The 26581-nt window shown below is 43.8% G+C and carries 30 protein-coding genes and 2 tRNA genes; 9 read left to right on the forward strand and 23 right to left on the reverse strand.

Annotated elements, in window-relative coordinates; translation table 11 throughout:
- Positions 1-86 precede the first annotated feature (86 nt).
- The 7 genes from nqrF to bolA form a co-directional block, all read right to left on the reverse strand.
- The gene (nqrF, locus tag ACQEXS_RS17695) at positions 87-1310 is read right to left on the reverse strand and encodes an NADH:ubiquinone reductase (Na(+)-transporting) subunit F (RefSeq protein ID WP_367988312.1); all 1224 of its coding nucleotides are present in this window, start codon (positions 1308-1310) and stop codon (positions 87-89) included.
- 33 nt (positions 1311-1343) lie between these two features.
- Entirely contained in the window at positions 1344-1940 is a 597-nt protein-coding gene (gene nqrE, locus ACQEXS_RS17700; protein WP_367988311.1) for an NADH:ubiquinone reductase (Na(+)-transporting) subunit E, read from the reverse strand.
- Between the two features lie 7 nt (positions 1941-1947).
- Positions 1948-2580, reverse strand: coding sequence for an NADH:ubiquinone reductase (Na(+)-transporting) subunit D (locus ACQEXS_RS17705; RefSeq protein WP_427014715.1), 633 nt, complete (start codon positions 2578-2580; stop codon positions 1948-1950).
- A complete protein-coding gene (locus ACQEXS_RS17710; protein ID WP_427011589.1) occupies positions 2580-3350 on the reverse strand; it encodes a Na(+)-translocating NADH-quinone reductase subunit C in 771 nt (256 codons plus the stop codon). Before ACQEXS_RS17710 ends, ACQEXS_RS17705 begins: the two co-directional genes overlap by 1 nt.
- On the reverse strand, positions 3340-4581 hold the full coding sequence (locus tag ACQEXS_RS17715; protein WP_427011588.1) for an NADH:ubiquinone reductase (Na(+)-transporting) subunit B: 1242 nt from the start codon (positions 4579-4581) through the stop codon (positions 3340-3342). Before ACQEXS_RS17715 ends, ACQEXS_RS17710 begins: the two co-directional genes overlap by 11 nt.
- A 3-nt stretch (positions 4582-4584) precedes the next feature.
- On the reverse strand, positions 4585-5925 hold the full coding sequence (locus ACQEXS_RS17720) for a Na(+)-translocating NADH-quinone reductase subunit A (protein ID WP_367988307.1): 1341 nt from the start codon (positions 5923-5925) through the stop codon (positions 4585-4587).
- Positions 5926-6342: 417 nt separating this feature from the next.
- Positions 6343-6657, reverse strand: coding sequence for a transcriptional regulator BolA (bolA, locus tag ACQEXS_RS17725; protein WP_427011587.1), 315 nt, complete (start codon positions 6655-6657; stop codon positions 6343-6345).
- 156 nt (positions 6658-6813) lie between these two features.
- Here bolA and ACQEXS_RS17730 point away from each other — a divergent pair, with 156 nt between their 5' ends.
- The 4 genes from ACQEXS_RS17730 to ACQEXS_RS17745 all read left to right on the forward strand — a co-directional run bounded on the left by ACQEXS_RS17730 (position 6814) and on the right by ACQEXS_RS17745 (position 10584).
- The gene (locus ACQEXS_RS17730) at positions 6814-7947 is read left to right on the forward strand and encodes a methyltransferase (protein WP_427014716.1); all 1134 of its coding nucleotides are present in this window, start codon (positions 6814-6816) and stop codon (positions 7945-7947) included.
- Between the two features lie 62 nt (positions 7948-8009).
- A complete protein-coding gene (locus tag ACQEXS_RS17735) occupies positions 8010-8579 on the forward strand; it encodes a YajG family lipoprotein (RefSeq protein ID WP_367989137.1) in 570 nt (189 codons plus the stop codon).
- A 2-nt stretch (positions 8580-8581) separates the two neighbouring features.
- Complete coding sequence (locus ACQEXS_RS17740; RefSeq protein ID WP_427014717.1) at positions 8582-9127, forward strand: peptidylprolyl isomerase; 546 nt, start codon at positions 8582-8584, stop codon at positions 9125-9127.
- Positions 9128-9186: 59 nt separating this feature from the next.
- Positions 9187-10584, forward strand: coding sequence for an AmpG family muropeptide MFS transporter (locus tag ACQEXS_RS17745; RefSeq protein ID WP_367988303.1), 1398 nt, complete (start codon positions 9187-9189; stop codon positions 10582-10584).
- 72 nt (positions 10585-10656) lie between these two features.
- Here the strand turns inward: ACQEXS_RS17745 and ACQEXS_RS17750 are convergent, their stop codons facing one another.
- The 3 genes from ACQEXS_RS17750 to ACQEXS_RS17760 form a co-directional block, all read right to left on the reverse strand.
- A complete protein-coding gene (locus ACQEXS_RS17750; RefSeq protein WP_427014718.1) occupies positions 10657-11331 on the reverse strand; it encodes a ChrR family anti-sigma-E factor in 675 nt (224 codons plus the stop codon).
- Positions 11328-11912, reverse strand: coding sequence for a sigma-70 family RNA polymerase sigma factor (locus ACQEXS_RS17755; RefSeq protein WP_427014719.1), 585 nt, complete (start codon positions 11910-11912; stop codon positions 11328-11330). Before ACQEXS_RS17755 ends, ACQEXS_RS17750 begins: the two co-directional genes overlap by 4 nt.
- A 63-nt stretch (positions 11913-11975) precedes the next feature.
- Positions 11976-12551 (reverse strand): LON peptidase substrate-binding domain-containing protein, encoded by a 576-nt coding sequence (locus ACQEXS_RS17760; protein ID WP_427014720.1) that lies wholly within the window; start codon positions 12549-12551, stop codon positions 11976-11978.
- A 346-nt stretch (positions 12552-12897) separates the two neighbouring features.
- Here ACQEXS_RS17760 and ACQEXS_RS17765 point away from each other — a divergent pair, with 346 nt between their 5' ends.
- From ACQEXS_RS17765 to csdA, 4 genes are all read left to right on the forward strand, one after another.
- A complete protein-coding gene (locus tag ACQEXS_RS17765; RefSeq protein WP_367988298.1) occupies positions 12898-13698 on the forward strand; it encodes an outer membrane protein OmpK in 801 nt (266 codons plus the stop codon).
- 112 nt (positions 13699-13810) lie between these two features.
- Positions 13811-14701 carry a 2-dehydropantoate 2-reductase gene (gene panE / locus ACQEXS_RS17770; RefSeq protein WP_427014721.1) on the forward strand — a complete coding sequence of 297 codons (891 nt, stop codon included), beginning with the start codon at positions 13811-13813 and terminating at the stop codon, positions 14699-14701.
- Positions 14698-15303, forward strand: coding sequence for a DJ-1 family glyoxalase III (locus tag ACQEXS_RS17775; protein ID WP_427014722.1), 606 nt, complete (start codon positions 14698-14700; stop codon positions 15301-15303). The genes panE and ACQEXS_RS17775 overlap by 4 nt, the downstream gene beginning before the upstream one ends.
- Complete coding sequence (csdA, locus tag ACQEXS_RS17780) at positions 15297-16508, forward strand: cysteine desulfurase CsdA (protein WP_427014723.1); 1212 nt, start codon at positions 15297-15299, stop codon at positions 16506-16508. The genes ACQEXS_RS17775 and csdA overlap by 7 nt, the downstream gene beginning before the upstream one ends.
- Before the next feature lie 48 nt (positions 16509-16556).
- Here the strand turns inward: csdA and ndk are convergent, their stop codons facing one another.
- The 11 genes from ndk to trmJ form a co-directional block, all read right to left on the reverse strand.
- Positions 16557-16985: a nucleoside-diphosphate kinase gene (gene ndk, locus ACQEXS_RS17785; protein ID WP_367988294.1), complete on the reverse strand. Its 429-nt coding sequence runs from the start codon at positions 16983-16985 to the stop codon at positions 16557-16559.
- A gap of 65 nt (positions 16986-17050) precedes the next feature.
- Positions 17051-18346, reverse strand: coding sequence for an aminopeptidase PepB (gene pepB, locus ACQEXS_RS17790; RefSeq protein ID WP_427014724.1), 1296 nt, complete (start codon positions 18344-18346; stop codon positions 17051-17053).
- A gap of 150 nt (positions 18347-18496) precedes the next feature.
- Positions 18497-18691, reverse strand: a complete 195-nt coding sequence (gene iscX / locus ACQEXS_RS17795; protein ID WP_427014725.1) for a Fe-S cluster assembly protein IscX — start codon at positions 18689-18691, stop codon at positions 18497-18499.
- A gap of 45 nt (positions 18692-18736) precedes the next feature.
- On the reverse strand, positions 18737-19075 hold the full coding sequence (gene fdx, locus ACQEXS_RS17800) for an ISC system 2Fe-2S type ferredoxin (RefSeq protein ID WP_005424889.1): 339 nt from the start codon (positions 19073-19075) through the stop codon (positions 18737-18739).
- A gap of 13 nt (positions 19076-19088) precedes the next feature.
- The gene (gene hscA / locus ACQEXS_RS17805; protein ID WP_427014726.1) at positions 19089-20942 is read right to left on the reverse strand and encodes a Fe-S protein assembly chaperone HscA; all 1854 of its coding nucleotides are present in this window, start codon (positions 20940-20942) and stop codon (positions 19089-19091) included.
- Between the two features lie 21 nt (positions 20943-20963).
- Entirely contained in the window at positions 20964-21479 is a 516-nt protein-coding gene (hscB, locus tag ACQEXS_RS17810) for a co-chaperone HscB (protein WP_005424897.1), read from the reverse strand.
- Between the two features lie 55 nt (positions 21480-21534).
- Positions 21535-21858, reverse strand: a complete 324-nt coding sequence (iscA, locus tag ACQEXS_RS17815; RefSeq protein ID WP_427011576.1) for an iron-sulfur cluster assembly protein IscA — start codon at positions 21856-21858, stop codon at positions 21535-21537.
- 67 nt (positions 21859-21925) lie between these two features.
- Entirely contained in the window at positions 21926-22309 is a 384-nt protein-coding gene (gene iscU / locus ACQEXS_RS17820) for a Fe-S cluster assembly scaffold IscU (protein ID WP_239837389.1), read from the reverse strand.
- Between the two features lie 39 nt (positions 22310-22348).
- Positions 22349-23563, reverse strand: a complete 1215-nt coding sequence (locus tag ACQEXS_RS17825; protein ID WP_427011575.1) for an IscS subfamily cysteine desulfurase — start codon at positions 23561-23563, stop codon at positions 22349-22351.
- A 31-nt stretch (positions 23564-23594) separates the two neighbouring features.
- The gene (iscR, locus tag ACQEXS_RS17830; RefSeq protein WP_367988287.1) at positions 23595-24101 is read right to left on the reverse strand and encodes a Fe-S cluster assembly transcriptional regulator IscR; all 507 of its coding nucleotides are present in this window, start codon (positions 24099-24101) and stop codon (positions 23595-23597) included.
- A 119-nt stretch (positions 24102-24220) separates the two neighbouring features.
- On the reverse strand, positions 24221-24946 hold the full coding sequence (gene trmJ, locus ACQEXS_RS17835) for a tRNA (cytosine(32)/uridine(32)-2'-O)-methyltransferase TrmJ (RefSeq protein ID WP_427011574.1): 726 nt from the start codon (positions 24944-24946) through the stop codon (positions 24221-24223).
- Positions 24947-25122: 176 nt separating this feature from the next.
- On the opposite strand from trmJ, the gene suhB reads away from it, so the two are divergent.
- Positions 25123-25926 (forward strand): inositol-1-monophosphatase, encoded by an 804-nt coding sequence (gene suhB / locus ACQEXS_RS17840; protein ID WP_427011573.1) that lies wholly within the window; start codon positions 25123-25125, stop codon positions 25924-25926.
- 365 nt (positions 25927-26291) lie between these two features.
- Here the strand turns inward: suhB and ACQEXS_RS17845 are convergent.
- Together ACQEXS_RS17845 and ACQEXS_RS17850 are read right to left on the reverse strand one after the other, a co-directional pair.
- A tRNA-Trp gene (locus ACQEXS_RS17845) sits at positions 26292-26368 on the reverse strand.
- A 35-nt stretch (positions 26369-26403) separates the two neighbouring features.
- Positions 26404-26480 (reverse strand) — tRNA-Asp (locus ACQEXS_RS17850).
- Positions 26481-26581 lie beyond the last annotated feature (101 nt).

Consider the following 26581-nt stretch of genomic DNA (forward strand, 5'->3'; position numbering starts at 1 on the left):
GAATGACTTTCTTCTATATCAACTTGGTGAAAAAATAATGGCTGACTCAAATGAGCCAGCCATAACATTCAGGTACTTAAATGGGATTAACCACCGAAGTCATCCAACAGAATGTTTTCATCTTCTACACCAAGATCTTTTAGCATGCCGATAACAGCTGCGTTCATCATTGGTGGACCACACATGTAGTACTCACAGTCTTCTGGAGCATCATGATCACGTAGATAGTTCTCGTAAAGTACATTGTGGATAAAGCCTGTGTAGCCATCCCAGTTATCTTCTGGAAGTGGATCAGACAGAGCACAATGCCATACGAAGTTGTCATTCTCAGACGCTAAGCCATCGAAGTCTTCCACATAGAACATTTCACGCTTAGAACGTGCACCATACCAGAAAGACATCTTACGCTTAGACTTCAAACGCTTAAGTTGGTCGAAGATGTGCGAACGCATAGGCGCCATACCCGCACCACCACCAACGAATACCATTTCAGCATCTGTGTCTTTCGCGAAGAACTCACCGAATGGACCAGAAATCGTACACTTGTCGCCTTCTTTAAGAGACCAGATGAACGAAGACATAATACCAGGTGGTACATCAGGATTATTAGGCGGCGGCGTAGCGATACGCACGTTAAGCATAATAATACCTTCTTCCTCTGGGTAGTTAGCCATAGAGTAAGCGCGGATCGTTTCTTCGTTTACTTTAGACTCGTAGCGGAACAGGTTAAATTTGTCCCAATCTTCGCGGTACTCTTCAGGTACATCGAAGTCAGCGTATTTCACGTGGTGAGCTGGCGCTTCAATCTGGATGTAACCACCAGCACGGAAAGGTACTGATTCTCCATCTGGAATTTGTAGCTTAAGCTCTTTGATGAATGTTGCTTTGTTATCGTTGGAGATAACAGTACATTCCCACTTCTTAACGCCGAAGATTTCTTCAGGAAGTTCGATGTCCATGTCAGTTTTCATTGCAACCTGACACGCTAGACGCTCACCTTCACGCGCTTCACCTTTTGTAATATGGTCAAGCTCGGTAGGTAGAATGTCACCACCACCTGATTTAACTTTTACGCGACACTGACCACATGAGCCACCGCCACCACAAGCAGAAGATACGAATACGCCAGCACCAGCTAGAGCACCCAGAAGCTTACCGCCTGGTTGTGTAACGATCGCCAATGATGGGTCATCGTTCACCGAAATTGTAATGTCACCTGTTGGTACAAGCTTAGATTTAGCGAAAAGAATCACTAGAACTAGCGCAAGTACGATCAGAGTAAACATCACTACACCAAGAATAATGTCCATTGACTATTCCTTAATTGTTGCGGTTTACCCGACTTACAGTTGAACACCAGAGAAAGACATAAAGCCTAACGCCATAAGACCTACAGTGATAAACGTGATACCTAGACCACGAAGACCTGGAGGCACGTCTGAGTACTTCATCTTCTCACGGATACCTGCAAGAGCAACGATTGCCAGCAACCAACCCACACCAGAACCGAAACCATATACTACAGATTCAGCAAAGTTGTAGTCGCGCTGCACCATGAAAGACACACCACCAAAGATCGCACAGTTTACTGTGATCAGTGGCAGGAAGATACCTAGCGCGTTGTACAGAGGTGGGAAGAAACGATCGAGGATCATTTCTAGAATCTGTACTAATGCGGCAATTACACCGATAAAGGTGATGAAGTTAAGGAAGCTTAGATCCACACCTTCCACTAGCACGTTTTCTTTCAGTACGAGGTTATAAAGCAAGTTGTTTACTGGTACTGCTACTGTCAGTACGAAAACAACGGCAACACCAAGGCCGAACGAAGTTTTAACTTTCTTAGATACGGCAAGGAAAGTACACATACCTAAGAAGAACGATAGTGCTAAGTTTTCGATGAAAATCGATTTAACTAATAGACTAATGTAATGTTCCATGACGCCCTTACTCCTTCGCTTCTACTTGTTCTGGTTTCAGAATACGGATTACCCAGATTAGGAAGCCGATCAGGAAGAATGCAGACGGTGCAAGAAGCATCATGCCGTTTGGCTGATACCAACCACCGTTGCTCACCAAAGGCAGAACTTCCATACCAAATAGCTTACCTGAGCCAAATAGTTCACGGAAGAAACCTACAGTGATAAGAACGAAGCCGTAACCCAAGCCGTTACCAATACCATCGATAAATGATGGGAATGGTGCAGACTTCATCGCAAATGCTTCAGCACGACCCATTACAATACAGTTCGTGATGATCAGACCTACGAATACAGATAGCTGTTTAGAGATATCGTATAGGTATGCTTTTAGCACTTGGTCAACCACGATTACTAAAGATGCAATGATCGCCATTTGAACGATGATACGCACGCTGTTAGGAATGTGGTTACGGATTAGAGATACTGAGAAGTTAGACAAAGCCGTTACAAACGTTACCGCTAGAGTCATAACAAATGCAGTTTCTAGTTTAGTTGTTACTGCAAGAGCAGAACATACACCAAGAACTTGCAGCGCGATCGGGTTGTTATCCAACACCGGCGCCATAATGCTCTTTTTAATGTTTTGTGCGCTAGACATTAGTTCAGACCTCCGTCACGAACTTTTGCTAGGAAAGGACCAAAGCCCATATCGCCTAACCAGAAGTCGAATGTACCCTGAACACCGTTACCAGTTAGTGTTGCGCCAGATAGACCATCAACACCGTGCTCAGAACCAGCTGGTGCACCGCCTTTCACAACCTTGATTGCAGGCTTGTGGTTTTCGTCGAACAGTTTCTTGCCAACAAATTGTGCACGCCATGTTGGGTTTTCAACTTCACCACCAAGTCCAGGAGTTTCACCTTGCTCGTAGTATGTGATGCCAGAAACTGTGTTGCCGTCTGTTTCAACTGCTACAAATGCGTACATCATTGACCATAGACCAGTACCGTGAACAGGTAGGATGATCTTAGCAACGTTATCACCTTGTTTAACTAAGTAAACAACGCCAGTGTTAGCACGACGTAGGATCTTCGCTTTGTCTTGTTCAGCAGTTAGCTTGATAGACTCAGAAGGGTTCTTAGCCGCTTTACGCTGATCGTACTCAGCTGCGTTACCGTCAACAAAGTTACCAGTATCAAAGTCTAGAAGACGAGGTTCGATGTACTGTGCAAATAGCTCAGGTACTTTCTTACCTTCAGTGTCAATTCCTGCAACTTCGATAATCTTCGTCTGCTTATCCAACACTGCATTTGCTTTCTGTTGGCTACGCAGGCCTACTGCTGCTGTTGATACGATGATTGAGCACACCAGGCTCAACGCGATAACAACAAACAGCGTCTTTTTAATGCTATCGTTATTACTTGCCATAGCGCGCTTTTCTCCGCTTGATGTTCTTCTCAACAACTAGATGGTCGAACAGAGGTGCAAACAGGTTCGCAAATAGGATAGCCAGCATCATACCTTCTGGGTATGCAGGGTTAACCACACGAATCATTACACACATTGCACCGATTAGGATGCCGTACCACAACTTACCTTTGTTGGTAAATGAAGCAGATACAGGGTCTGTCGCCATAAAGAACATACCGAATGCAAAACCACCCAAAACTAGGTGCCAGTGCCATGGCATGTTAAACATAGGGTTAGTGTCAGAGCCGATCACGTTAAACAGTGTAGAAACAGCAATCATACCGATCATTACACCCGCAATGATGCGCCATGAAGCGATACGCATGTACACGATCATTGCTGCACCGATCAATAGTGCTAGAGTCGATACTTCACCAATTGAACCAGGGATGTTACCGATGAAAGCATCCATCCAAGTAATTGGAGCGCCAGTCACGGTATTCACTAGTGCACCGTTACCACCTTGTGCCCATTGGCTAAGTGCTGTTGCACCAGAGAAGCCATCAGCCGCAGTCCATACAACGTCACCTGAAATTTGAGCAGGGTAAGCGAAGAATAGGAACGCACGACCAGCAAGTGCTGGGTTAAGGAAGTTACGACCTGTACCACCGAAGATCTCTTTAGCAACAACAACACCAAAGGTAATACCTAGTGCTGCTTGCCATAGAGGTAGCGTTGGTGGAACGATAAGTGCGAATAGGATAGAAGTTACAAAGAAACCTTCGTTTACTTCGTGCTTGCGCACCATACAGAAAAGCACTTCCCAAAAACCACCAACAATAAATACTGTTGCGTAGATAGGTAGGAAGTAAGTCGCACCTAATAGCATTTTACTGCCGACACCAGCATCAGCGCCTAAAGAGCCGCCAAGCATTTCGGTTAGCCAGTAATGCCAATTACCAGCAACAACAGCTGCTAGTTGGTCACCTACATACATGTGGTTAAGTGCTGCGATAGCTTGGCCACCTGCGTTGTACATACCCCAGAACATTGCTGGGAATACCGCAAACCAAACCATGATCATGATACGTTTTAGGTCAACGCTATCACGAACGTGCGAGCTACGTTTTGTTACTAGACCTGGTGTGTAGAATAGTGTCGCTGCTGCTTCATACAGAGCAAACCACTTTTCATGCTTACCACCTGGTTCAAAATGATGCTCGATATCCTCTATGAATTTCTTAAGCATGGATTACCCTTCCTTCACAATGGTATCTAGGCATTCACGAAGTAGCTGACCGTACTCGTATTTACCAGGACATACAAAGGTACACAATGCTAGATCTTCTTCATCCAGTTCAAGCGCACCCAGTGCTTGAGCACTATCAGTATCGCCAGCACATAGATCACGAAGTAGCAATGTAGGTTCCATATCAAGAGGCATTACACGCTCGTAGTTGCCAATTGGAACCATTGCACGGTCACTACCGTTAGTCGTCGTTGTCATATTGAACAACTGACCTTTGAAGATATGACCAAGGAAAGATTTCGTGATTGAGAATTTGTTTTTACCAGGAACTGCCCAACCAAACAGCTCTTTATCACGACCTTCGCGTAATACAGAAACTTGTTGGTGGTAACGACCTAGGTAAGCATGTGGACCAGAAGCTTGAGTACCAGACAGTACTGAACCAGAAATCACACGAACTTCGCCAGGCATCAACTCGCTGTCTGTTAGGTCTTCAAGAGAAGCACCTAAAACAGTACGAATAAGACGTGGGTTGTTCACAACAGGACCAGCTAGAGATACAACACGGTCAGTGTAAAGCTCACCAGTTAAGAAAAGCTGACCAAACGCAATAACGTCTTGGTAGTTGATGCTCCATGCCACATTTTCTGCATTCACTGGGTATAGGAAATGCATGTGGGTGCCAGCAAGACCTGCTGGGTGAGGGCCATCGAAAACGTGTTCTTCTACGTTTGACTGAGAAGAACGAGGTAAGCTAGTACCAGATTTACATACGTAAACTTTGTCTTCTGTCAGGGCTGAAAGAATGTCTAGACCGGCAACGAATGCGTCTTGTTGTTCATTAATTAACAACTCAGGCTGTGCTGCGAGTGGATTAGTATCCATTGCAGTGACAAAAATTGCCTTAGTAGAAGACTCGATTGCTGGAACCTTGCTGAACGGACGAGTACGTAAAGCGGTCCAAAGGCCAGATTCAACCAATTGAGTCTTGATCACTTCGCGATCTAGACTAGCTAGCTGAGCTGCTTCGAACTTATCAAATGTAACCTGCTCTTCACCTGCCACTTCAATCACTACTGATTGAAGAACACGTTTAGCGCCACGGTTAACTTCGATCACTTTACCGGCTGCTGGAGCAGTGAACTTCACGCCTGGGTTCTTCTTGTCTTCAAAAAGAACTTGCGCTTTTTTCACTTCATCGCCAACGCGGACATGCATGGTAGGACGCATGCCAACGTACTCTTCGCCAAGCAAGGCGACTTTTTTGATGGACTTACCATCATTAATCACCTGGGTAGGAGCTCCTGCAATAGGAAGATCCAAACCCTTCTTTATTGTAATCATACGCACTTGCACTACTTTTATCGGGAAAAAGATTCTTTGTTTGCGTAACTTTTAGACACGACATTAGTGTCCGGTTTCGGTGCTGTTTTAAACACCAAAATCGCAACATCCTAGTAAAAATCTCATCACAAATTGAAAGCGAGATTTATCAGGTGCGATAGTCTAGCATTTTTTAGGAATACGATGCCATGACCAAAGATAGGATAAGTAGGGATATTTGAAAGGAATTGAGGTTAAAAGGCTAAATATTAGTCATAACTTTGAGCCATCGCACAAAGAAAAGTAACCATACGGTTTGCATTGACCTTCTTCATTAACAAAGTGAAACAATCCATTTTAATTACTCTCATGACAGCCAATTGTTTACACAATGTTACTAGAGATATCTCAAAGTAATACTAGCACGAAATAATCCACCTACTCTTCTTTCGAACCACCTAGACACATAGGGCTATCAGGGGAAAAACCGTGCTGCTTTGTCCATTCATCAGGTGTATAAGTGTGAATCGCTAAAGCGTGAATATGATGAGCAAGTTCATCTGCTAAAATCTGGTTAACCATGCGATGGCGTGCAATTAAACGTTTTTCTTCAAACTCATCACTAACAATAATCACTTTGAAATGACTTTCACTGCCTGAAGGAACGTTATGCATATAACTTTCATTCAGCACTTCTAGATGACTTGGTTTTAACGCAGTATTGATTTTTGATTCAATGACTTCCTGGATCATATTCTTCTTCTCATCTTTTGTTAATAAAGTGACATATTCACGTCTAAGAGAAGTGATATCATAAGCTCACTTATGCCTGAACCCAAGGTTTTAGTTTCTTGTTTTCCCGCCTTCTGAGACAATTCACTTTTCCAATCACCCAGTAACCTTGCAAAAATGAAAACTGAGCTTACGCTTCATGACCGTACTTTAACGCTATACCGTTACCCTAAGCTAGCCAATGAATCTTTACAGGCTTGGGACGCAGGTGATGAATACCTAATCAATTATGTTGAACAGGAGCTGCAATTAGAGCCTGGAAAGCATGTCTTAATTTTAAACGATCAGTTCGGTGCCTTGTCCTGTTGGTTTTCACGACAACATCAGGTGAGCATGATGAGTGACTCACACATCTCTCACTTAGCTACACTCAAAAACTTACAACGAAATCAATGTAATAAAGTCCATTTTCATTCCACCATGGACACTATTCCTGATAACGTTGATCTTGTCCTTTATCAGCTCCCAAAAAATAATCGCCATTTAGTTTGGCAACTGACCCAGCTCAGGCAGTCATTGCCAGAAACCTGCCCAATTATCGCAGTAAACAAAGTTCGTGAAATTCACACTTCTACGCTAAAGCTATTTGATAAATACTTAGGTGATACCACAACATCTTTAGCATGGAAAAAACATCGCCTTGTTTTTAGCAAAGCAAATTGTCAGCCAGTCAAGCCCGTGGATGAATCAGCCACATGGACTATTGATGAATTAGGCATTGAATTGCAAAACCTTGCCAACGTTTATTCCGGAGAGAGCTTAGACCTAGGAGCAAGATTCATCTTGCAACATTTGCCGCAAGACCCAGAATTAAGTGATTTTGTTGATTTAGGTTGTGGTAATGGGGTTTTGTCTGTCGCACTTGGGCGTTTAAACCCACAGGCAAAAATAACATGTGTTGATGAAAGTCATATGGCGGTGGAGTCTGCAAAACGAAATTTAATTCACAACTTAGGCCAAGAACGAGATATTCACTGTATCGCCAACAACTGCCTTGACGGTTTTACTAAAAACAGCGCTAGCCTCGTGGTTTGTAACCCGCCGTTTCATCAACAACAAACCGTCACGGATCATATCGCTTGGCAAATGTTCTGTGATGCAAAGCATGTTCTGAAAACCGGTGGCCAATTATTAGTTATCGGTAACCGTCACCTCGGCTACGATGGGAAGTTAAGTCGGTTATTTGGCAAGTCGAATGTAGAGATTGTCGCATCAAACAAGAAATTTGTTATTTTACAAGCGACTAAATAGTTAACTATTATCTCTCTAGTTATTGAATTCTCACTTGAGAGTAAAAGAAAAAGGAAAAAATGATGAGAAAACTGGTTCTCGCTGCGTCAATGGTTCTACTTACAGCTTGTTCCGCTCCACAACAAGAGCAAGTTAATTTTATGCCTCAAGCCGAGCTGAGCACAAACAGCTTAGTTAAAGGCAAAACGTATTCTTTAACCAGTAAAGATGTACGCGCGGCTCAATATGTCGCTTTGGTTGACAGTGGTCGCTCTAACATTGAGCCGATCCATGCAAAACAAAATATTCGCATTACGTTAGAAAACGCACTGCAACAACTGTTTCAGTCTCAAGGCTTCCACAGCACAGTAAGTAGCCAGAATTCAATTGAAGTTGAAGTTCAAGAAGCGTTAGTGACGGTTAAGCATTCAGTGATGGAGAATCAAATGGATGCGAAAATCGTTCTCGAAGTCACCGCTGAAACACCTGCTGGCAAGTTAGTAAAAACTTACACTGGTACAGGTAAACGCAATGGAGCTTTAAGTGCTTCAAACGATGATATCGAAGAAGTGCTAAATGACGTGGCTAACCTTGTACTCAAAGAAGTAGCCAATGATCGCGAATTACAAAACTACATGAGTGAGCGCTTCTAAATATGTGGAAATTACTGATTGCTTCTCTGGCTCTTATCAGCCAGCTGGCTGTGGCTGGGCCTAAAGTGATGTTTGAAACAAACCTTGGACCATTTGTTGTCGAACTAAATAGTGAAAAAGCCCCAATAACAGCCGCTAACTTCCTTAAATACGTTAAAGATGGTAGCTATGTTGGTAGCCAATTCCATCGTGTAATTCCGGGATTTATGGCTCAAGGTGGTGGTTTTGATAAAAACATGAAGATGTTAAAAACTTATGCCCCGATCAAAAATGAAGCTTCAAATGGATTAAAAAACGAAGTTGCTACTGTTGCTATGGCTCGCACCAACGATCCTGACTCCGCAACCCGCCAGTTTTTCATCAACTACAATAACAACACCTTTCTTGACTATGACCAACAACCTCCCGGTTATGCAGTTTTTGGTAAAGTGACTCAAGGTTTTGATGTTGTGAAACAAATGGCCACCAAACCAACGCATAATGTGGGTCGCTATCAGAATGTACCGGTTCAACCCATTATTATTATCAATGCAACGGTACTTAAGTAACTCATCAAGGCTCTGAACGATACAGAGCCTTTTCTATTTTTATAAATAAGGACTTATTTATGTCTTCAAGCTCTTCTTCTTTATCTTGGGCTGAGACGATTCGCAGCTACATGGATAAACGCTTGCTGTGGGTCTTCATGTTGGGTTGTTCCAGTGGCTTCCCGTGGGTACTCATCGGCTCCAATATGTCTGGCTGGCTAAAAGATGCGGGATTAACACGCGCTGCGATTGGTTACTTTGGTAGTGTATTTGCTGTTTATGCCATTAACTTTCTATGGGCACCTTTAGTGGATCGCGTAAAGCTTCCTGTTTTACACGCTGTACTTGGGCAAAGACGTAGCTGGATTTTCCTTTGTCAATCCGTGGTTCTAGTTTGTACTTTATTAATTGCAGGCGTTGACCCATCTAAAAACTTAATGCTGACCTCTATGTTGGCGCTTGGAATTGCAATCTCTTCCGCAACACAAGATATTGCCATTGATGCTTTCCGTATCGACACTTTCCCTAAATCTGAGCCATCAAAACTTCCTCAAGCCTCAGCTATGGCTGTAATTGGTTGGTGGACAGGTTACTCACTACCCGGTTATCTGGCGTTTATTAATGCTGATTCCATCGGCTGGAATGGGGTTTACTACGGCATGGCTGCCATTGTGGGCTTATTGATGGTGTTCACCTTGCTTGTAGGCGAGCCAAAAACACAGCGAGATGCATTACAACAACAAGCAGAAAAGCGCCACTCGGATGTGGTTGGGAATCGAGTGATTGCTTGGTTAACCGTAACCGTTGCTGAACCATTTTTGGACTTTTTCAGAAGAAATGGTTTCCGCGTTGCCCTTACGCTACTGCTGTTTGTTTTCCTATTTAAAATTGGAGAAGCTTTCCTTGGTCGAATGTCGATAACATTCTATAAAGAAATCGGCTTTTCAAACGAACAAATTGGCTACTATTCCAAGTTGATTGGATGGGGACTAACCATTCTATTTACCTTATTAGGCAGTATGGTCAACGTGAAATTCGGTATTGTTCGCGGTTTGATGATTGGCGGCATTGCAATGGCAGCAAGTAACCTGATGTTCTCTTGGATTGCCAACGTAGGACCGAATGAGCAGCTATTTTTAGCGACTTTGGTTGTCGATAACTTTACCTCTGCGTTTTCTACCGTGGCCTTTGTTTCTTTCTTAACCGTCGTTACTGGGCAAGCCTTCTCTGCAACACAATATGCATTATTAGCTTCCTTGGGGAACTTTGGTCGAACAACATTGGCGTCATTCAGTGGTGAGCTCGTTGATTACCTCAATGATTGGTCAACCTTCTTCATTTTAACCGCATTGATGGTAATACCTAGCCTAATCATGTTGTACTCGCTACGACATTACTTTACCAACATGCTAGAGAAAGCCAAAGCCAACGCTGCAGATGAAGAAGCTAAACTCTCTTCTCAGGAAACGACTAACTAGTCATCTCATTTAAAAAGGGTTGCACTAGTGCAACCCTTTTTATTTCGCTTAATATGCCTGTTGTATCCCTTATTAAGGGTACATTCCTTTACCAAATCGATTGAAAATACGCGCAACACCCTGAGTAAATAGCATCGGTTCCGTCAAAATCGCTAAACATAAGCAATCCTCCCCAACGTTTGTATATGGTGAATGCACAGTGCGCGTATCTCGAACAATAAAATCACCCGCTTCATAATGCCCATCTTCATCACTGAAACCACCATGAAGTATCAATGTCGATTCAACTCCCTTGTGCGTATGATGGGGGATTTGAACCTCTTCACCGATGTACAACAAGCTTACCCGGGCTTTCTCACCAATATCAATCGTGGAACTATAAACGCGCCCACCATAGCTTCGCCAACTGCCGAGTTGATCAGTAAAACGGCTCAATGCACGAGGCAAATGAAAAGACTTACCGTTAACTTCTACCTCAGGTGGAGATTCTAGGAGAACCCTACCAACCTCTTCTTGAGGTAATGCCGTGATCTGACTCAGCATATTATCAAACGAACAATCCAACTCACTCTTGAGGCCGCTATCTAAGCTTAAAGATTGTTTTGCCAACGACTCCTCAGCTTGAGCCACAATCGCTTTACATTGCGGGCAGGTTTCTAGGTGAATCGCAATGGCAAAACCGTTGGCAGCATCAATAGAACCCTCAGCATAAGCTTGTAACAAGTGTTTGTCTGGATGATGATTCATAATTGACCCACCTTTATCGAATGCCTTAATTTTTCCACGGCTAACCTCAGCCTCGACTTCACCGTACCAACTGGAATATCAAATCGCTCAGCAACAGCGTGATGAGGCAACTCCTCCAAGTAAACCGCCTCCACAACCTGTCTTTGTGCTTCTGGTAGTGTTTGCAAAAATTTAACCACCTGCTCTTTCATTAGATCATGTTCTGGCGTGTAGTGCTCTACCATTTCAGGAGGGCTCACATCTTCAGGCCAAATATCTTGGGCTAACAATAAAGAGGCTGAACCTTTCTGCTTACGTAATGTGTCAAAACATTGATTTCTGACGATAGTATAAATCCAAGTCGACAACGCACTCTTGTTACCATCAAATAGGTGACTTTTCTGCCACACAATCGCCAATGACTCCTGTACCAACTCTATTGCGACTTGTTCATTTCTCAGTTGTTTGAAAGCAAAACTCTTTAACTTGGGAGCAAAAAAACGAAATATAAGCTCAAAGGCATGCTTGTCTTTGGACTTCACTCGCTCCATACACTCAATCCAGTCTGCTTTGGAAAAGTTCGTTGGCTCTTTGTTTTCCATCTAGGTACCTCAGTGCGAACTTATCATTCTTATTATTAGAATACGCGCCCCTAAAAAAAACGATCAATTTAATCTGCAATTTTTATCGGATACCGCATTCATCACATACTCTAACGCTTTAGTACCATCCTCTTCTTTTAATAGGTGTTCAGATTCTTTCTTAGCTAATGGCAGTAACTCTAGCCAACGTTGGACGACCCAACTAATGTCATCAAAACGTCTTTCATCATAATGCTGAGCAAGCTGTGGAATATTGATAAACAAGGCTTCCAACTTTTTCACTAATGGCGCATAACTCAGAGCATCACTCTGCATTGACCAGGAAGGCAAATAATTTACTTTCGCCCAACGTAATCCATCGTAATCATGACGAAGAGTTTCAATTTCAAATCGCTGCTCGCCAACAACAGATAACCCTAAGACACCACCAGAAAGCCATTCATAATCGACAATCCTAACCAAGGTCCCAACCTTAGAGATGTTTTGCTCTTCAACGTCGTACAAGCAAACACCAAAAGTTGCTGCCGACATTGAGGCTATTCTTACTAAACGTCGATAGCGAGACTCAAATATTCTCAGCTTTACAACACCATCCGGTAATACAATCGCGTTGATAGGAAATAGCATTATTTCTGTCATGAACACTCCAAAATACAACCTTTCAGTAACATGTACGTTGAAAGAGACAAAGAGATCACTAACTAGAAATGTTGGTTATTCGATAAACATAAAAAATCAAGTAAACGCTTGCGTAAACGATACCCATATCACTTTGTGTGCAAATCACTGAAACCTTGCATCTGACTCATTTTTAATATCAACAATGTGACTACGATCACTCGATTTATATTTTTTTACACTCTATAGCACTTCAAATTGAGATTTTTATCGATATTATTCGCCGCAGACAATAAATAGCAGCCAATGTGCAACCCACGACATAGGTTAGCTAAATGTAAAATAAACAGACATAGAGAGTTCCCTTATGCGTAAATCACTTTTAGCTCTTAGCCTGCTTGCAGCAACTTCTGCACCAGCTCTAGCTGCTGACTACTCAGACGGCGATATCCACAAAAACGATTACAAGTGGCTTCAGTTTAACCTTATGGGTGCTTTCGATGAGCTACCAGGCGAGTCAAGCCATGACTATTTAGAAATGGAGTTTGGTGGTCGTTCAGGTATCTTCGATCTATACGGTTACGTTGATGTATTTAACCTAACTTCAGATAAAGGTAGCGATAAAGCTGGCGATCCAAAAATCTTTATGAAGTTTGCACCGCGTATGTCGCTAGACGCTCTAACAGGTGCAGATCTTTCATTTGGTCCAGTTCAAGAAGTATACGTTGCAACGCTATTTGAATGGGATGGTACTGACTACAAAACAAACCCATTCTCAGTAAACAACCAAAAAGTTGGTATTGGCTCTGACGTAAATGTGCCTTGGTTAGGCAAAATTGGCCTAAACCTATACGGAAACTACGATGGTAACCGTAAAGATTGGAATGGTTTCCAGATCTCGACAAACTGGTTTAAACCTTTCTACTTCTTCGAAAATGGTTCATTCATTTCTTACCAAGGTTACATTGATTACCAATTTGGCATGAAGGATGAGTACTCAACAGCGAGTAACGGTGGTGCGATGTTTAATGGTATCTACTGGCACTCAGACCGCTTCGCTGTAGGTTACGGTTTGAAAGGATACAAAGACGTATACGGCATCAAAGATAGTGACGGTTTCAAATCAACAGGCTTTGGCCACTACGTTGCAGTAACTTACAAGTTCTAAGCAAGTAGAATAAAACAACACTTAATAAATGGCGCTATTTAGCGCCATTTTTATTTGCTTTCCCAATCCCACCCATTATCCTTGCTGCAAAGCTTTTTACCGAGAACATTGGGTGAATATTGTCATTCTAGGCCCGGGAGCCATTGGCTCACTGTGGGCGATCAAACTCAAACACGCAGGACACCAAGTTTCTCTTTGGGGGACGTCTCAATCAGAAACAGCATCAGTACAGTTAGATCAAAACGAACCAGAAGTGTTTGCTCACCGCAGAACCCAATCGCTTTCTCAAGCAGATCTCCTTCTAGTGACCGTTAAAGCATGGCAAGTAGAAACGGCGATCACACCACTAATCCCATGGCTACACAGTGATACCATAATTACTCTTATGCATAATGGAATGGGCACAGCAGAGATCGTCGCACAGTTGCTACCAAAGAATCCCATTATTCTTGCAACTACTACGCATGGGGCCTATAAATCGACTAAATCGCAGGTTCATCACACGGGCTCAGGTCATACCCAGCTCGGTGGCTATAACTCGTTAGGTAAGCAATGCGACTTTTTAGCCAAGGTATTCCAACACGCTTTGGCACCTGTCAGTTGGAATCAAGATATTCGCCAAGCACTGTGGACGAAACTGGCGGTCAACTGCGCTATTAATCCATTAACGGGTCTCCATCAATTTAAGAATGGTCAACTGACTCAAGAAAAATGGCGAACAACACTTCGAGAACTCACTCAAGAGTTGGTTGAAGTCATGACGCTTGAACACATCGACACCAACCCTAAAGAGCTACTTGAAACGATACTGAATGTCGCACAAGCCACCAGCGAGAACTACTCTTCAATGAGGCAAGATATTGCTCATCAACGTCAAACTGAAATTGACTTCATTACTGGGTACATGCTGCAGCAAGCTGACAAACATCACATTGAAACACCAAAAAACCGCGACTTGTATAACCGCATCAAACAAATAGAAAACAGTTGGAAAGAATCATGAGTAAGAAAATTCTCGTCCCTATTGCCTCTGGAACTGAAGAGATGGAGGCCGTCACCATTATCGATATGATGGTTCGCGCAGGTTATGATATCGTCGTTGCAAGTGCTGATTCCGACGGCAAACTTACAATGCAAGCTTCTCGTGGCGTCACTCTAACCGCTGACTGTAAACTCGTAGATATCGCAGATGATGAGTTTGATGCGATTGTACTTCCTGGTGGTGTCGGTGGTTCGGAAACGTTTAGAGATAGCACCGTTTTGGTTGAGATTGTTCGCCAACAAATGTACGAAGGGAAATTAGTTGCAGCAATCTGTGCCGCGCCCGCGCTGGTTCTTCAACATCACCAGCTCTACCCTGATGCACTAATGACCTGCCATCCAAGTTTTCAATCTCACATCCCTGAGCAGAAATGGCGAGTGAAGCGTGTGACTATTGACGTTAATCATAATCTGATCACAAGCCAAGGCCCTGGAACTGCACTTGAATTCGCAATGGAGATCATCATTCGCCTTTCAGGAAAAGAGCATGCTTGGACAGTTGCAGAACCTATGATTACCATCCCGACCCTGCAATATCACAAGTTGGGTGATGAAGCATGCTAGATGTAAAAGCAATTAGAGCGCAGTTTCCAGCCTTAACTCAGCAAGTGAACGGGCAATCTTTAGTTTACCTCGACAGCGCAGCTACAACCCAAAAACCCCAACAAGTGATCGACACCATCACTCAGTACTACAGCCATCAAAATGCAAACGTGCATCGTGGCAGCCATAGCCTCACCGCTCATGCTACCACTGAATTCGAGGCTGCTCGTAGCCATGTTGCCGACTTCATCGGTGCAATAAACAGTAAAGAAATCATCTGGACACGAGGGGCAACTGAAGCGTTAAACCTGATCGCGCAAACTTATGCCAGAAACACCCTGCAAGCTGGTGATGAAATACTGGTTAGCGAAATGGAGCATCATGCCAATATCGTACCTTGGCAAATTGTCGCCGAACAAACAGGGGCGAAAGTCATTAAAATCCCGATGACAAAAGAGTGTCGTTTTGATCTGAATGCCTTTCACTCGTTACTTTCAGAAAAAACACGTATTGTGGCAGTGGCTCATATTACCAATGTGACCGGAACGCGCTTACCAATCGAGAAAATTATTGAGCTTACGCACCAATACGGTGCCATTGCAGTGATTGACGGTTCTCAAGGCATTGTTCATGAACACGTTAATGTACACAATCTCGATGCCGATTTTTACGTATTCTCAGGTCATAAGCTCTATGCTCCCACAGGCATTGGTGTACTGTATGGCAAACAAGCGTTGTTAGAATCCATGCCGCCTTGGCACGGTGGTGGCAAGATGGTAGAGCGAGTCTCGTTTGAAAAAACAACCTTCTCACAACTTCCGGGAAAGTTTGAAGCAGGCACCCCTAATGTTGCCGGTGCCATTGCATTGAGTTCAGCTATCGCTTGGTATCAACAATATGATCAAGCAGACGTAGAATGTCATATACATCACCTTCAGCAACTAGCATATAATGCCCTCTCTTCAATTGAAGACATTCAGGTTATTGGCTATCAGGTCAATGCTTCAGTGCTCACCTTTGTGATGGATGGGGTTCATCATCAAGATATGGCCACATTACTGGATCAACAAGGTATTGCAGTTAGAGCCGGGCATCATTGCGCCCATCCTTTAATGGATGCTCTTGGCCTTTCTGGAACCATCAGAGTGTCGTTTGGCCCTTACAATACTGAAGAAGATGTTGCTCTGCTCATCAATGCCGTCCACAGAGCAGCTGACATGCTATAAAACAAAAAGCCTCAGCAATTGCTGAGGCTTCTTCTTAATGTATTGTGATTATTTGCGTGGGCAAATTTCAGCTTGAGGGAAAAAGTATTCTATTTCTCTTGCTGCAGATACTGGGCTATCTGAACCATGGACTGAGTTATGACGCATGCTCAATGCGTAATCCGCACGAATCGTACCTGTCGCCGCTTCTTCCGGGTTGGTTTTACCCATTAGCTCACGATAATTCGCTATCGCATTTTCACCTTCAAGTACTTGAACCATGATTGGCCCAGAAGTCATAAAGGCTTTCAGATCGTCAAAGAAGGGCTTTCCTTCATGTTCAGCGTAAAACCCACTGGCTTGTTCTTCCGTTAAATGAACCATTTTTGCAGCAATAATACGTAATCCGGCTTGTTCAATACGATGATAGATTTCACCAATAAGATTACGTTCTACAGCGTCGGGCTTGATAATAGAAAAAGTTCTTTCTAGAGCCATAAGGTATCCTTTTACTTCGTTCTTTGTAGTTATAGTAAGCAGCCATTTCAGGCTGCTCAAAGCTTTTATTTAGCTTGTTCAGTAAGAATGCGAGCCAGAGTACGTACGCCCATACCTGTCGCGCCAGCTGCCCACTTATCCGATGCCGATTTACGGTAAGTCCCTGCACAGTCAAAGTGTAACCAGCCTTTCTTGTAATCTTCAACAAAGTAAGACAAGAATGCCGCAGCCGTGCTTGCACCAGGAGAGTAATCACCAGAGCTAATATTAGACAAGTCAGCAAAGTTTGAAGGTAGCATACCACGATGAAAATCAGCCAATGGCAATGACCATAGCCCTTCTTTCTCATGATTTGCAGCAGTAAGAGCTTGGTGAGACAGCTCATCATCAAAGCTCATTAATGCATGGTAATCATTACCCAGAGCATTCTTCGCAGCCCCTGTTAGCGTTGCACAGTCAATGATCAGCTCAGGCTTCTGTTCACTTGCGTAGATAAGACCGTCAGCCAATACTAATCGACCTTCCGCATCGGTATTCATGATCTCAACCGTCTTACCATTTTTATAAGTAATGATGTCACCAAGTTTAAGTGCACGACCAGAGATCATATTCTCAGCGCAGCAAAGGATCAGCTTCACACGTTTATTTAAACCGCGCATGATCGCAAGCCCTAAACCACCTGTGATAGTACCCGCGCCGCCCATGTCAGCTTTCATCGCGGTCATAAAGTTAGATGGTTTAATGCTATAACCACCTGAATCAAACGTAATGCCTTTACCCACTAAACATGCGTATACTGGCGCGTTTTCATCACCCGTTGGGTTAAAATCTAGCTGCAGCATGGCTGACGTGCGTGAAGAGCCTCGACCTACCGCATAAACACCTTCCCACCCTTCGGTAAGTAAGTCTTTATCTTTTACAACTTTTGCTGTCACTGTGCCTTCAGGTGCAACAGACTTAATAAACTCAGCAGCCATGGTTGCAAGCTGACGTGGTGCAACTTCTTCAGCTGGCTTATTGATGATATCGCGAACAAATTCTGTCGCGCTAATGCGAGCCTTCAGTTCGGCTTCGTCTTCTTCACTTAACGCTGTCCACTCTAGTGTCGCCTTTTTCTTTGGCGCTCGGTATCCTTGTTGGAATGCCCAAACTGTTTCTAAGTCCCAGCCATTACCCGCCAAAAATACCGCTTGAATGCCTTGCCCTTCAAGCTTGCGCGCAGCACGTTGAATCGCACCGAGATCATGACCTTCCCCAAGGTGGATCGTTGCCCCACTCTCGTTGAAAGATAGAATTGCTTTATCGCCCCATTGGGCAGCCGCCGCTTCTTGGCTTAAATATACCGACATCTGTGTAGACATGGTTTCTCCTTGTCTTAATTAGTGTTTTGTCGCCATTATTGTAGTAACTAACGGATGTTAGCATTATGTAGGGTTAAAATGTCAATTTGATAAAGAAACGGACCCGAAGGTCCGTTTCTTTTAGTAAAATTTGTTAACTCTGTGAGATTTCTAGTCCATCTCATCCATCCAGCACAGAATAACCGCTTCTAGAACCTTTTCATTACAATGGCTTGGCTCATCGTCAAACTCATCTAGTTCCATGATCCACTGGTGGAGATCGGTAAAACGTACAGTTTTAGGATCTAAATCAGGAAACTTATCACAAAGCTCAATCGCGATGTCGCGTGAATCTGTCCATTTCATTGCTCGTCTTCCTTTTGCTTCATCCCTTATATTGGGGAGATAGTATTAGTGATCTTCTGATGCGTGGTTTAGCGTGTATTTAGGGATCTCGACAACCAAGTCTTCATCCGCTACTTTCGCTTGGCATCCAAGGCGAGACTCAGGCTCCAGACCCCATGCTTTATCTAGCATGTCGTCTTCTAGCTCTTCACTCTCTTCTAGCGAATCAAAACCTTCACGAATGATCACATGACAGGTAGTGCATGCACATGATTTTTCACATGCATGCTCGATACCAATGCCATTTTTTAGTGCTACGTCTAGAACGGTGTCACCAGTGTTTGCTTCCAACACTGCACCCTCTGGGCACAAATCTTCGTGTGGTAATACAATAATCTTAGGCATAACTACTTATCTCTTATATATCATTAACTGACTGACCTGACAGTGCAGCTCGAATCGATTTATCCATACGGCGCGACGCAAAATCTTGGCTTGCTTTGTCGGTGTCTTTGATGCCTTGCTCGATGGCGTCCGCATCTTCGCCGTTGCGCAGTTCAATCAGCGCTTCAATCACTTTTACTAGGTCTTGTCTCTCTTGGTCTGATAGTAGTTCATCACCATCAGCTTGCATCGCTGCAATCAAGCCTTCAATCACACGGTCCGCTTCTACGCGCTGCTCGGCCAGTGCGCGAGCTTGCATGTCTTCTTTCGCGTAAGTCATCGAGTCACGCAGCATGTTTGCGACTTCATTATCACTTAGACCGTAAGAAGGTTTCACTTGGATTTCAGCCTGAATACCCGTGCTCTTTTCCATCGCAGTGACAGACAACAGGCCATCAGCATCCACTTGGTACGTCACGCGAATGTGTGCAGCACCAGCCGCCATCGGTGGAATGCCTTTTAATGAGAAACGAGCCAGTGAACGACAGTCATCCACCATTTCTCGTTCACCTTGTACGGTGTGCACGCTCATTGCCGTTTGACCATCTTTGAACGTCGTAAACTCTTGCGCACGAGCCACAGGAATAGTGGTGTTACGTGGAATGATTTTCTCAACCAAGCCGCCCATGGTTTCAATACCAAGAGATAAAGGAATAACGTCCAGAAGCAGCATCTCAGAGTCAGGTTTGTTACCCGCTAGGATATCTGCTTGAATACCCGCGCCGATTGCAACAACTTCATCTGGGTTAATGCTTGTCAGTGGTGTACGACCGAAGAATTCGCCTACCATTTCACGAACAAGCAATGTGCGAGTTGAACCGCCAACCATAACCGCTTCAAGTACGTCTTCCGCATCCACATCCGCATCTTTCAATGCACGACGGCAAGACATCAGGGTTTTCTTCACTAGCGGACGAATCAGATCTTCGAACTGCTCGCGAGTCACAGAACCTTTCCAACCAAATACATCAACATCAACACTGTCTTGCTCAGAGAAAGCAATCTTAGTTGCTGTTGCAATGTTCAGTAGTGCACGGTTTTTCTCAGCAGAAAGCGGCGCTTCTAGACCAGCTTGCTCCATTAGGTAATCCGCTAATAGGTGGTCAAAATCATCACCGCCTAGCGCAGAATCACCACCTGTTGCTAATACTTCAAATACGCCTTTTGACAAACGTAGGATGGAGATATCGAACGTACCGCCACCTAGATCGTAAACCGCAATCACGCCCTCTTGACCAGAGTCTAGGCCGTAAGCGATCGCTGCAGCTGTCGGCTCGTTAAGCAGACGTAGCACATGAAGCCCCGCCAATTTCGCCGCATCTTTTGTACCAGCACGTTGAGCATCATCAAAGTAAGCAGGAACAGTAATAACCACGCCAGCTAACTCGCCACCTAGTGTCTCTTCTGCACGTTTGCCTAGTGATTTAAGAATGTCGGCAGACACTTCAATCGGGTTCTTGTCACCTTGCGCAGTTTGCAGAATAGGCAGACCTTTGTCGCTTTCTTTAAATTGGTAAGGCAAAGATGGGTAGCGAGCTTGAATGTCTTTTAATGAACGACCAATTAGACGTTTTACCGAAATAATGGTGTTTTCTGGTTCTTGCTCTGCTTTTGCTTTGGCCTCATAACCAACTAACGCCGTATCTTGTACGTAGTTCACCACAGACGGCAAAATGCTACGACCTTGGTCATCTGTCAGTGTTTTTGCGTCGCCGCTGCGAACAGATGCAACCAAAGAGTTGGTGGTACCTAAGTCGATACCCGCTGCTAACTTGTGCTCATGAGGTGCCGAGCTTTGGCCCGGTTCTGCGATTTGAAGTAGTGCCATGATGGGTCCTTGTCGCGCTAACTAGCCGAGGAGTTTATCTTCAACCAGTTCAATTTCGTTCTTTAGCTTGGCAATGAATTTGAGTTTACGAACTCGGTCTGCAGCTTCCGCCCAAAGACCTTGATCAAGTTCTTGTTCTACACTCGCCAAATGCTGTTTGTACATTTTGCTGACCTTAGAATCGAAGTCAAAAAGCGCTGATTCAGGATCAGAGCTGTCAGCAATGTCTTCCAGTTCTTCACGCAATTCCATTTGCTCCATTAGGAACATTGGGTCTTGCATGGTTTGTTGCTCACCACGAATTTCTGTGCCATTTTCTGCCAGAATGTATTCAGCGCGAGAGATAGGATGTTTAAGTACTTGATACGCATCGTTGATTTGCGCTGCTTTTTGAACCGCCATCAAACGGTCGCGTTCAGAGGCGGTCGCAAAGTTGTCTGGGTGGAAGCGTTTTTGCAGTTCTCGGAACTGAGAAGAAAGAAGGCTACCATCCAGCTGAAACTGACTTGGTAGCCCAAATAATTCAAAGTGATTCATTAAGATCGGGTCCTAGTAACGCCTTCTGGACTCGTTTGCCCAGAAGGACAATCAATTAGACGTTGAAGCTTTCACCACAACCACATTCACTTTTCGCGTTCGGGTTGTTGAACTCAAAACCTTCATTCAACCCTTCCTTAACGTAATCCAGCTCAGTACCGTCTAGGTATACTAGGCTTTTCTTATCAATGATGATCTTCAGGCCTGAGTGATCGAATACTTCGTCTTCTTCATTTAGATCATCAACAAACTCAAGTACATAAGCCATACCGGAACAGCCTGTCGTCTTCACTCCAAGACGCAAACCGATCCCTTTACCTCGGTTATCTAGGAATGCTTTTACGCGACTTGCCGCTGTTTCTGTCATTGTGATGGCCATACTGCACCTTAGTCTGTCTAAATTACGTTTCGGAATGGGAGCACGGCTCCCATTATATACAGATTACTTAATCTTGGTGTTTTTTCTTGTAGTCAGCAACCGCTGCTTTAATCGCATCTTCTGCCAAAATTGAGCAGTGTACTTTCACTGGTGGTAATTCAAGCTCTTCTGCAATTTCAGCATTTTTAATCGCTGCCGCTTCATCAATACTCTTACCCTTAACCCACTCAGTCACAAGAGAGCTTGAAGCGATTGCACTACCACAACCGTATGTTTTGAATTTCGCATCTTCAATGATGCCTTCTGGCGTCACTTTGATTTGAAGCTTCATTACGTCACCACAAGCTGGCGCGCCAACCATGCCGCTGCCTACTGCTGGGTCTTCTTTATCGAACGAACCAACGTTACGTGGGTTCTCGTAGTGATCAATTACTTTTTCGCTATATGCCATGATAAATTACCTCGAATCCTCTACCTTTCCTTGGAATGATTAATGGTGAGCCCATTCAACAGTGCTCAAATCAATCCCTTCTTTGTACATATCCCATAGAGGAGACATGTCACGTAGCTTTGTAACGGCTACGCGGATTTGTTCAATTGCATAATCAATTTCTGCTTCAGTCGTGAAACGACCAAATGAGAAACGTACTGAGCTGTGCGCTAATTCGTCATCTAGACCAAGTGCACGAAGAACGTAAGATGGTTCTAAGCTCGCTGATGTACAAGCACTACCAGAAGAAACGGCTAGGTCTTTCAGTGACATCAGTAGAGATTCACCTTCTACGAATGCAAAGCTCACGTTTAGGTTGTGTGGAACACGCTGCTCTAGGTCACCGTTCACCGTTACTGCTTCTAGATCTTTAACGCCATCGAGAAGACGGTTACGAAGTGCTAGCGCGTGATCGTAATCTTTTTGCATGTCTTCTTTCGCTACACGGAACGCTTCACCCATACCCACGATTTGGTGTGTTGGAAGTGTACCCGAACGGAAACCACGCTCATGACCACCACCGTGCATTTGCGCTTCCAGACGGATACGAGGCTTACGACGTACGTAAAGTGCGCCAATGCCTTTAGGACCGTATACTTTGTGCGCAGACAGTGAAATTAGGTCAACTTTCAATTCTTGAACATCGATTGGTAGTTTGCCCGCAGACTGTGCAGCATCCACATGGAAAACAATCTTACGTTCACGACATAGCTCGCCGATTGCAGCGATGTCTTGGATGACACCAATCTCGTTGTTAACGTGCATGATTGATACTAAAACAGTGTCTTCACGCATTGCTGCTTGAAGTTTGTTTAGATCGATCAGACCGTTTGATTCTGGCTCTAGGTAAGTCACTTCAAAGCCTTCGCGTTCTAGTTGACGACATGGGTCAAGTACCGCTTTATGCTCTGTTTTACAAGTGATTACGTGTTTACCCTTCTTAGAGTAAAAATGTGCTGCACCTTTAATAGCAAGGTTGTCAGACTCTGTCGCTCCAGATGTGAATACAATTTCGCGAGGATCTGCATTTAGGAGGTCTGCAATTTGTTCACGAGCGGTATCTACTGCTTCTTCTGCCTGCCAGCCGTAACGATGTGAACGAGATGCTGGGTTACCAAAGGTACCATCCATCGTCATGTACTGAACCATTTTCTCAGCAACACGAGGATCCACAGGGCATGTTGCCGAATAGTCTAGATAAATAGGCAGTTTCATTCTCTACTCCAATGTAAAAACACTGACCGCATTACGAGCGGGCATTTACACCAATGGGTGCGGTGTTGATTTTTTTATTTGCCAACCCATGATTGATCGCCAAATCAACATCTTGACGATCTGAAATTTCAAGGACTTCGTTATCTCGCATCAGTTCACCCAAAGTGATGTTGTTCAAAAAACCACTGATTCGAGAACTTAAATCACGCCACAAAGTGTGCGTTAAACAGCGACTACCACCTTGGCAATCACCCTTACCGTTGCATTTAGTTGCATCAACCGACTCATCTACAGCCGCGATCACTGTTCCGATAGCAATTGTATCTGCTTCTGCACCTAAGCGGTAACCACCACCAGGGCCTCGAACGCTCGCAACCAAGCCTGCTTTACGCAACTTAGAAAACAGTTGTTCTAGGTATGAAAGAGAAATTCCCTGACGTTCAGAAATATCAGCAAGAGGTACTGGGCTTTGCTGTGAATGTAACGCAACGTCCAGCATGGCTGTAACAGCATATCTTCCTTTAGATGTAAGTCTCATAACTCACCCGTATCCACATCGTTTATGTACCATGAAGTTTTTCATAACCACATAAATTGGTCAAGTATTTATTTGACTAAATTAGTCAGGTATTTAACCATTAAATTAATATGGATTAGTTAGTTCGATATCTTACGCTCTATTGCAGTTAGAATGCCTCGTAAAATATTGAGCTCTTGGCTCTCTGGTCTAGCACGACTGAACAAGCGACGAATCTTATTCATGACTTTTCCGGGCTGTTGCTCTTTTAAAAACTGGGTATTGAGCATCACTTTTTCAAGGTGTGCATAAAAAAGTTCGAGCTCTTTATGTCTTGGGTAATCATGCTCTGGTTGAACTGGATATTCAGCCGCTTGATCCTCCAAAAATGCCATTCTTATTTCATAGCTTAATGTTTGTACTGCCATTGCCAAATTAAGTGAACTGTATTCAGGGTTTGCAGGTATGCAAACATGATAATGGCACATTTGTAATTCATCATTACTCAGTCCTGTTCTTTCCCGTCCAAAAACTAAAGCAACATTTGAGGACTTACCAAACTCAACGAACTTTTTACCACACTCTCTAGGCTCTAACATTGGCCATTCCAATGTCCGAGAGCGAGCACTCGAACCAACCACTAGATTACAATCTTCAATCGCTTCTTGTAACGTCGACACGACCGTTGCATTCAAAGCAATTTCACTAGCACCAGCGGCAAGCGCTACTGTTTGAGCATCGACTTCACATTGTGGGTCAACAAGCACCATACGACTTAACCCCATCACCTTCATCGCTCTTGCTGCTGAGCCAATATTTCCAGAGTGAGAAGTTCCTACGAGTACGACTTTTACGTTGTCTAGCATGTGATAGTTCCAGTACAAATTAAGCCGCAGAATCTTACCACATACCCGACTAAAATAGTCAGGTCCTATGATAATTCACCGATTGAAAGTTCAAAAAAACATCACTTCCATTTTGAGTAGAGTATGTGTATACTGCGCCCGTTTTTCTGTTCTTTAACATCCGTTGGGAAATTTCTATGCATCCTATGCTAAATATTGCTATTCGTGCTGCACGAAAAGCAGGCAATCATATTGCTAAATCACTTGAAAACTCTGAGAAAATTGAATCTACTCAGAAAGGCACTAATGACTTTGTAACTAACGTAGACAAAGAAGCAGAAGCAATCATTATTGATGTGATCAAAAACTCTTACCCTGATCACAGCATCATCGCTGAAGAAAACGGCCTTATTGAAGGTAAAGACTCAGACGTGCAATGGATCATTGACCCACTGGATGGCACTACAAACTTTGTAAAAGGTTTGCCTCACTTCTCTGTTTCTATCGCTGTACGCCTGAAAGGCAAAACAGAAGTAGCCTGCGTTTACGACCCTATGCTGAATGAACTATTTACTGCGCAGCGCGGTGCCGGTGCTCAGCTTAATAATGCTCGCATTCGTGTGAAAGAAGTAAAAGATCTTCAAGGCACTGTTTTAGCAACTGGCTTCCCATTCAAACAAAAGCAGCATTCTGAATCTTATTTTAAGATCTTATCTTCTTTGTTCGTTGATTGTGCCGATTTCCGTCGCACAGGCTCTGCGGCACTTGATTTATGTTACCTAGCATCAGGTCGTGTAGATGGCTTTTTTGAGCTTGGCTTAAAACCATGGGACATTGCAGCTGGTGAGCTAATTGCTCGTGAAGCTGGTGCAATTGTTACCGACTTTGCTGGTGGCACAGAATACATGAAGTCAGGCAACGTTGTAGCATCTAGCGCACGCGGCGTTAAAAACTTACTAAAACATGTTCGTGAAAACGGCAACAATGCTATTTTGAAATAATACTAGCTCCGTCACAGCTGAATTCTTAGCCCACTCATTAGAGTGGGCTTTTTTGTACTACACGACTTATAAATGAAACTCCTACATTATCTGATTCGCAGAAAACGGGAAGAGACTTCTATATATGCACGAGTTCTGGTGGGAAAAGTTTAAAACTTACTTTAACTGTGAAATTTTCTGAATCTCTTTCATGTAACTAGGTTGAATTATTTCAACAACACAACAAGTATCAAAGTAACTAGCCGTATGCAGATATTTTGATGCAGTTCCGAAAGGTATACTCTTGAAGAAAAAGAGAAGCAGAAAGAATGGAAGTTAGCGGTTTAAGCAAAAAGGCCCTAGTCTTTCGACTAAGGCCTTAAATATGGCAGGGGTGGAGAGATTCGAACTCCCAACACGCGGATTTGGAATCCGCTGCTCTGCCAATTGGAGCTACACCCCTAAGCTTCGTATTTTATGAGACGACTCTCGAATAAGTGGCGGAGCGGACGGGACTCGAACCCGCGACCCCCGGCGTGACAGGCCGGTATTCTAACCAACTGAACTACCGCTCCGCACTGGTTAGACTTAAAGTCTAAATTTAAAGCCTGGCGATGTCCTACTCTCACATGGGGAAGCCCCACACTACCATCGGCGCTAATTCGTTTCACTTCTG

The organism is Vibrio sp. TRT 17S01, from assembly GCF_050113695.1.
Classification (GTDB): Bacteria; Pseudomonadota; Gammaproteobacteria; order Enterobacterales; family Vibrionaceae; genus Vibrio.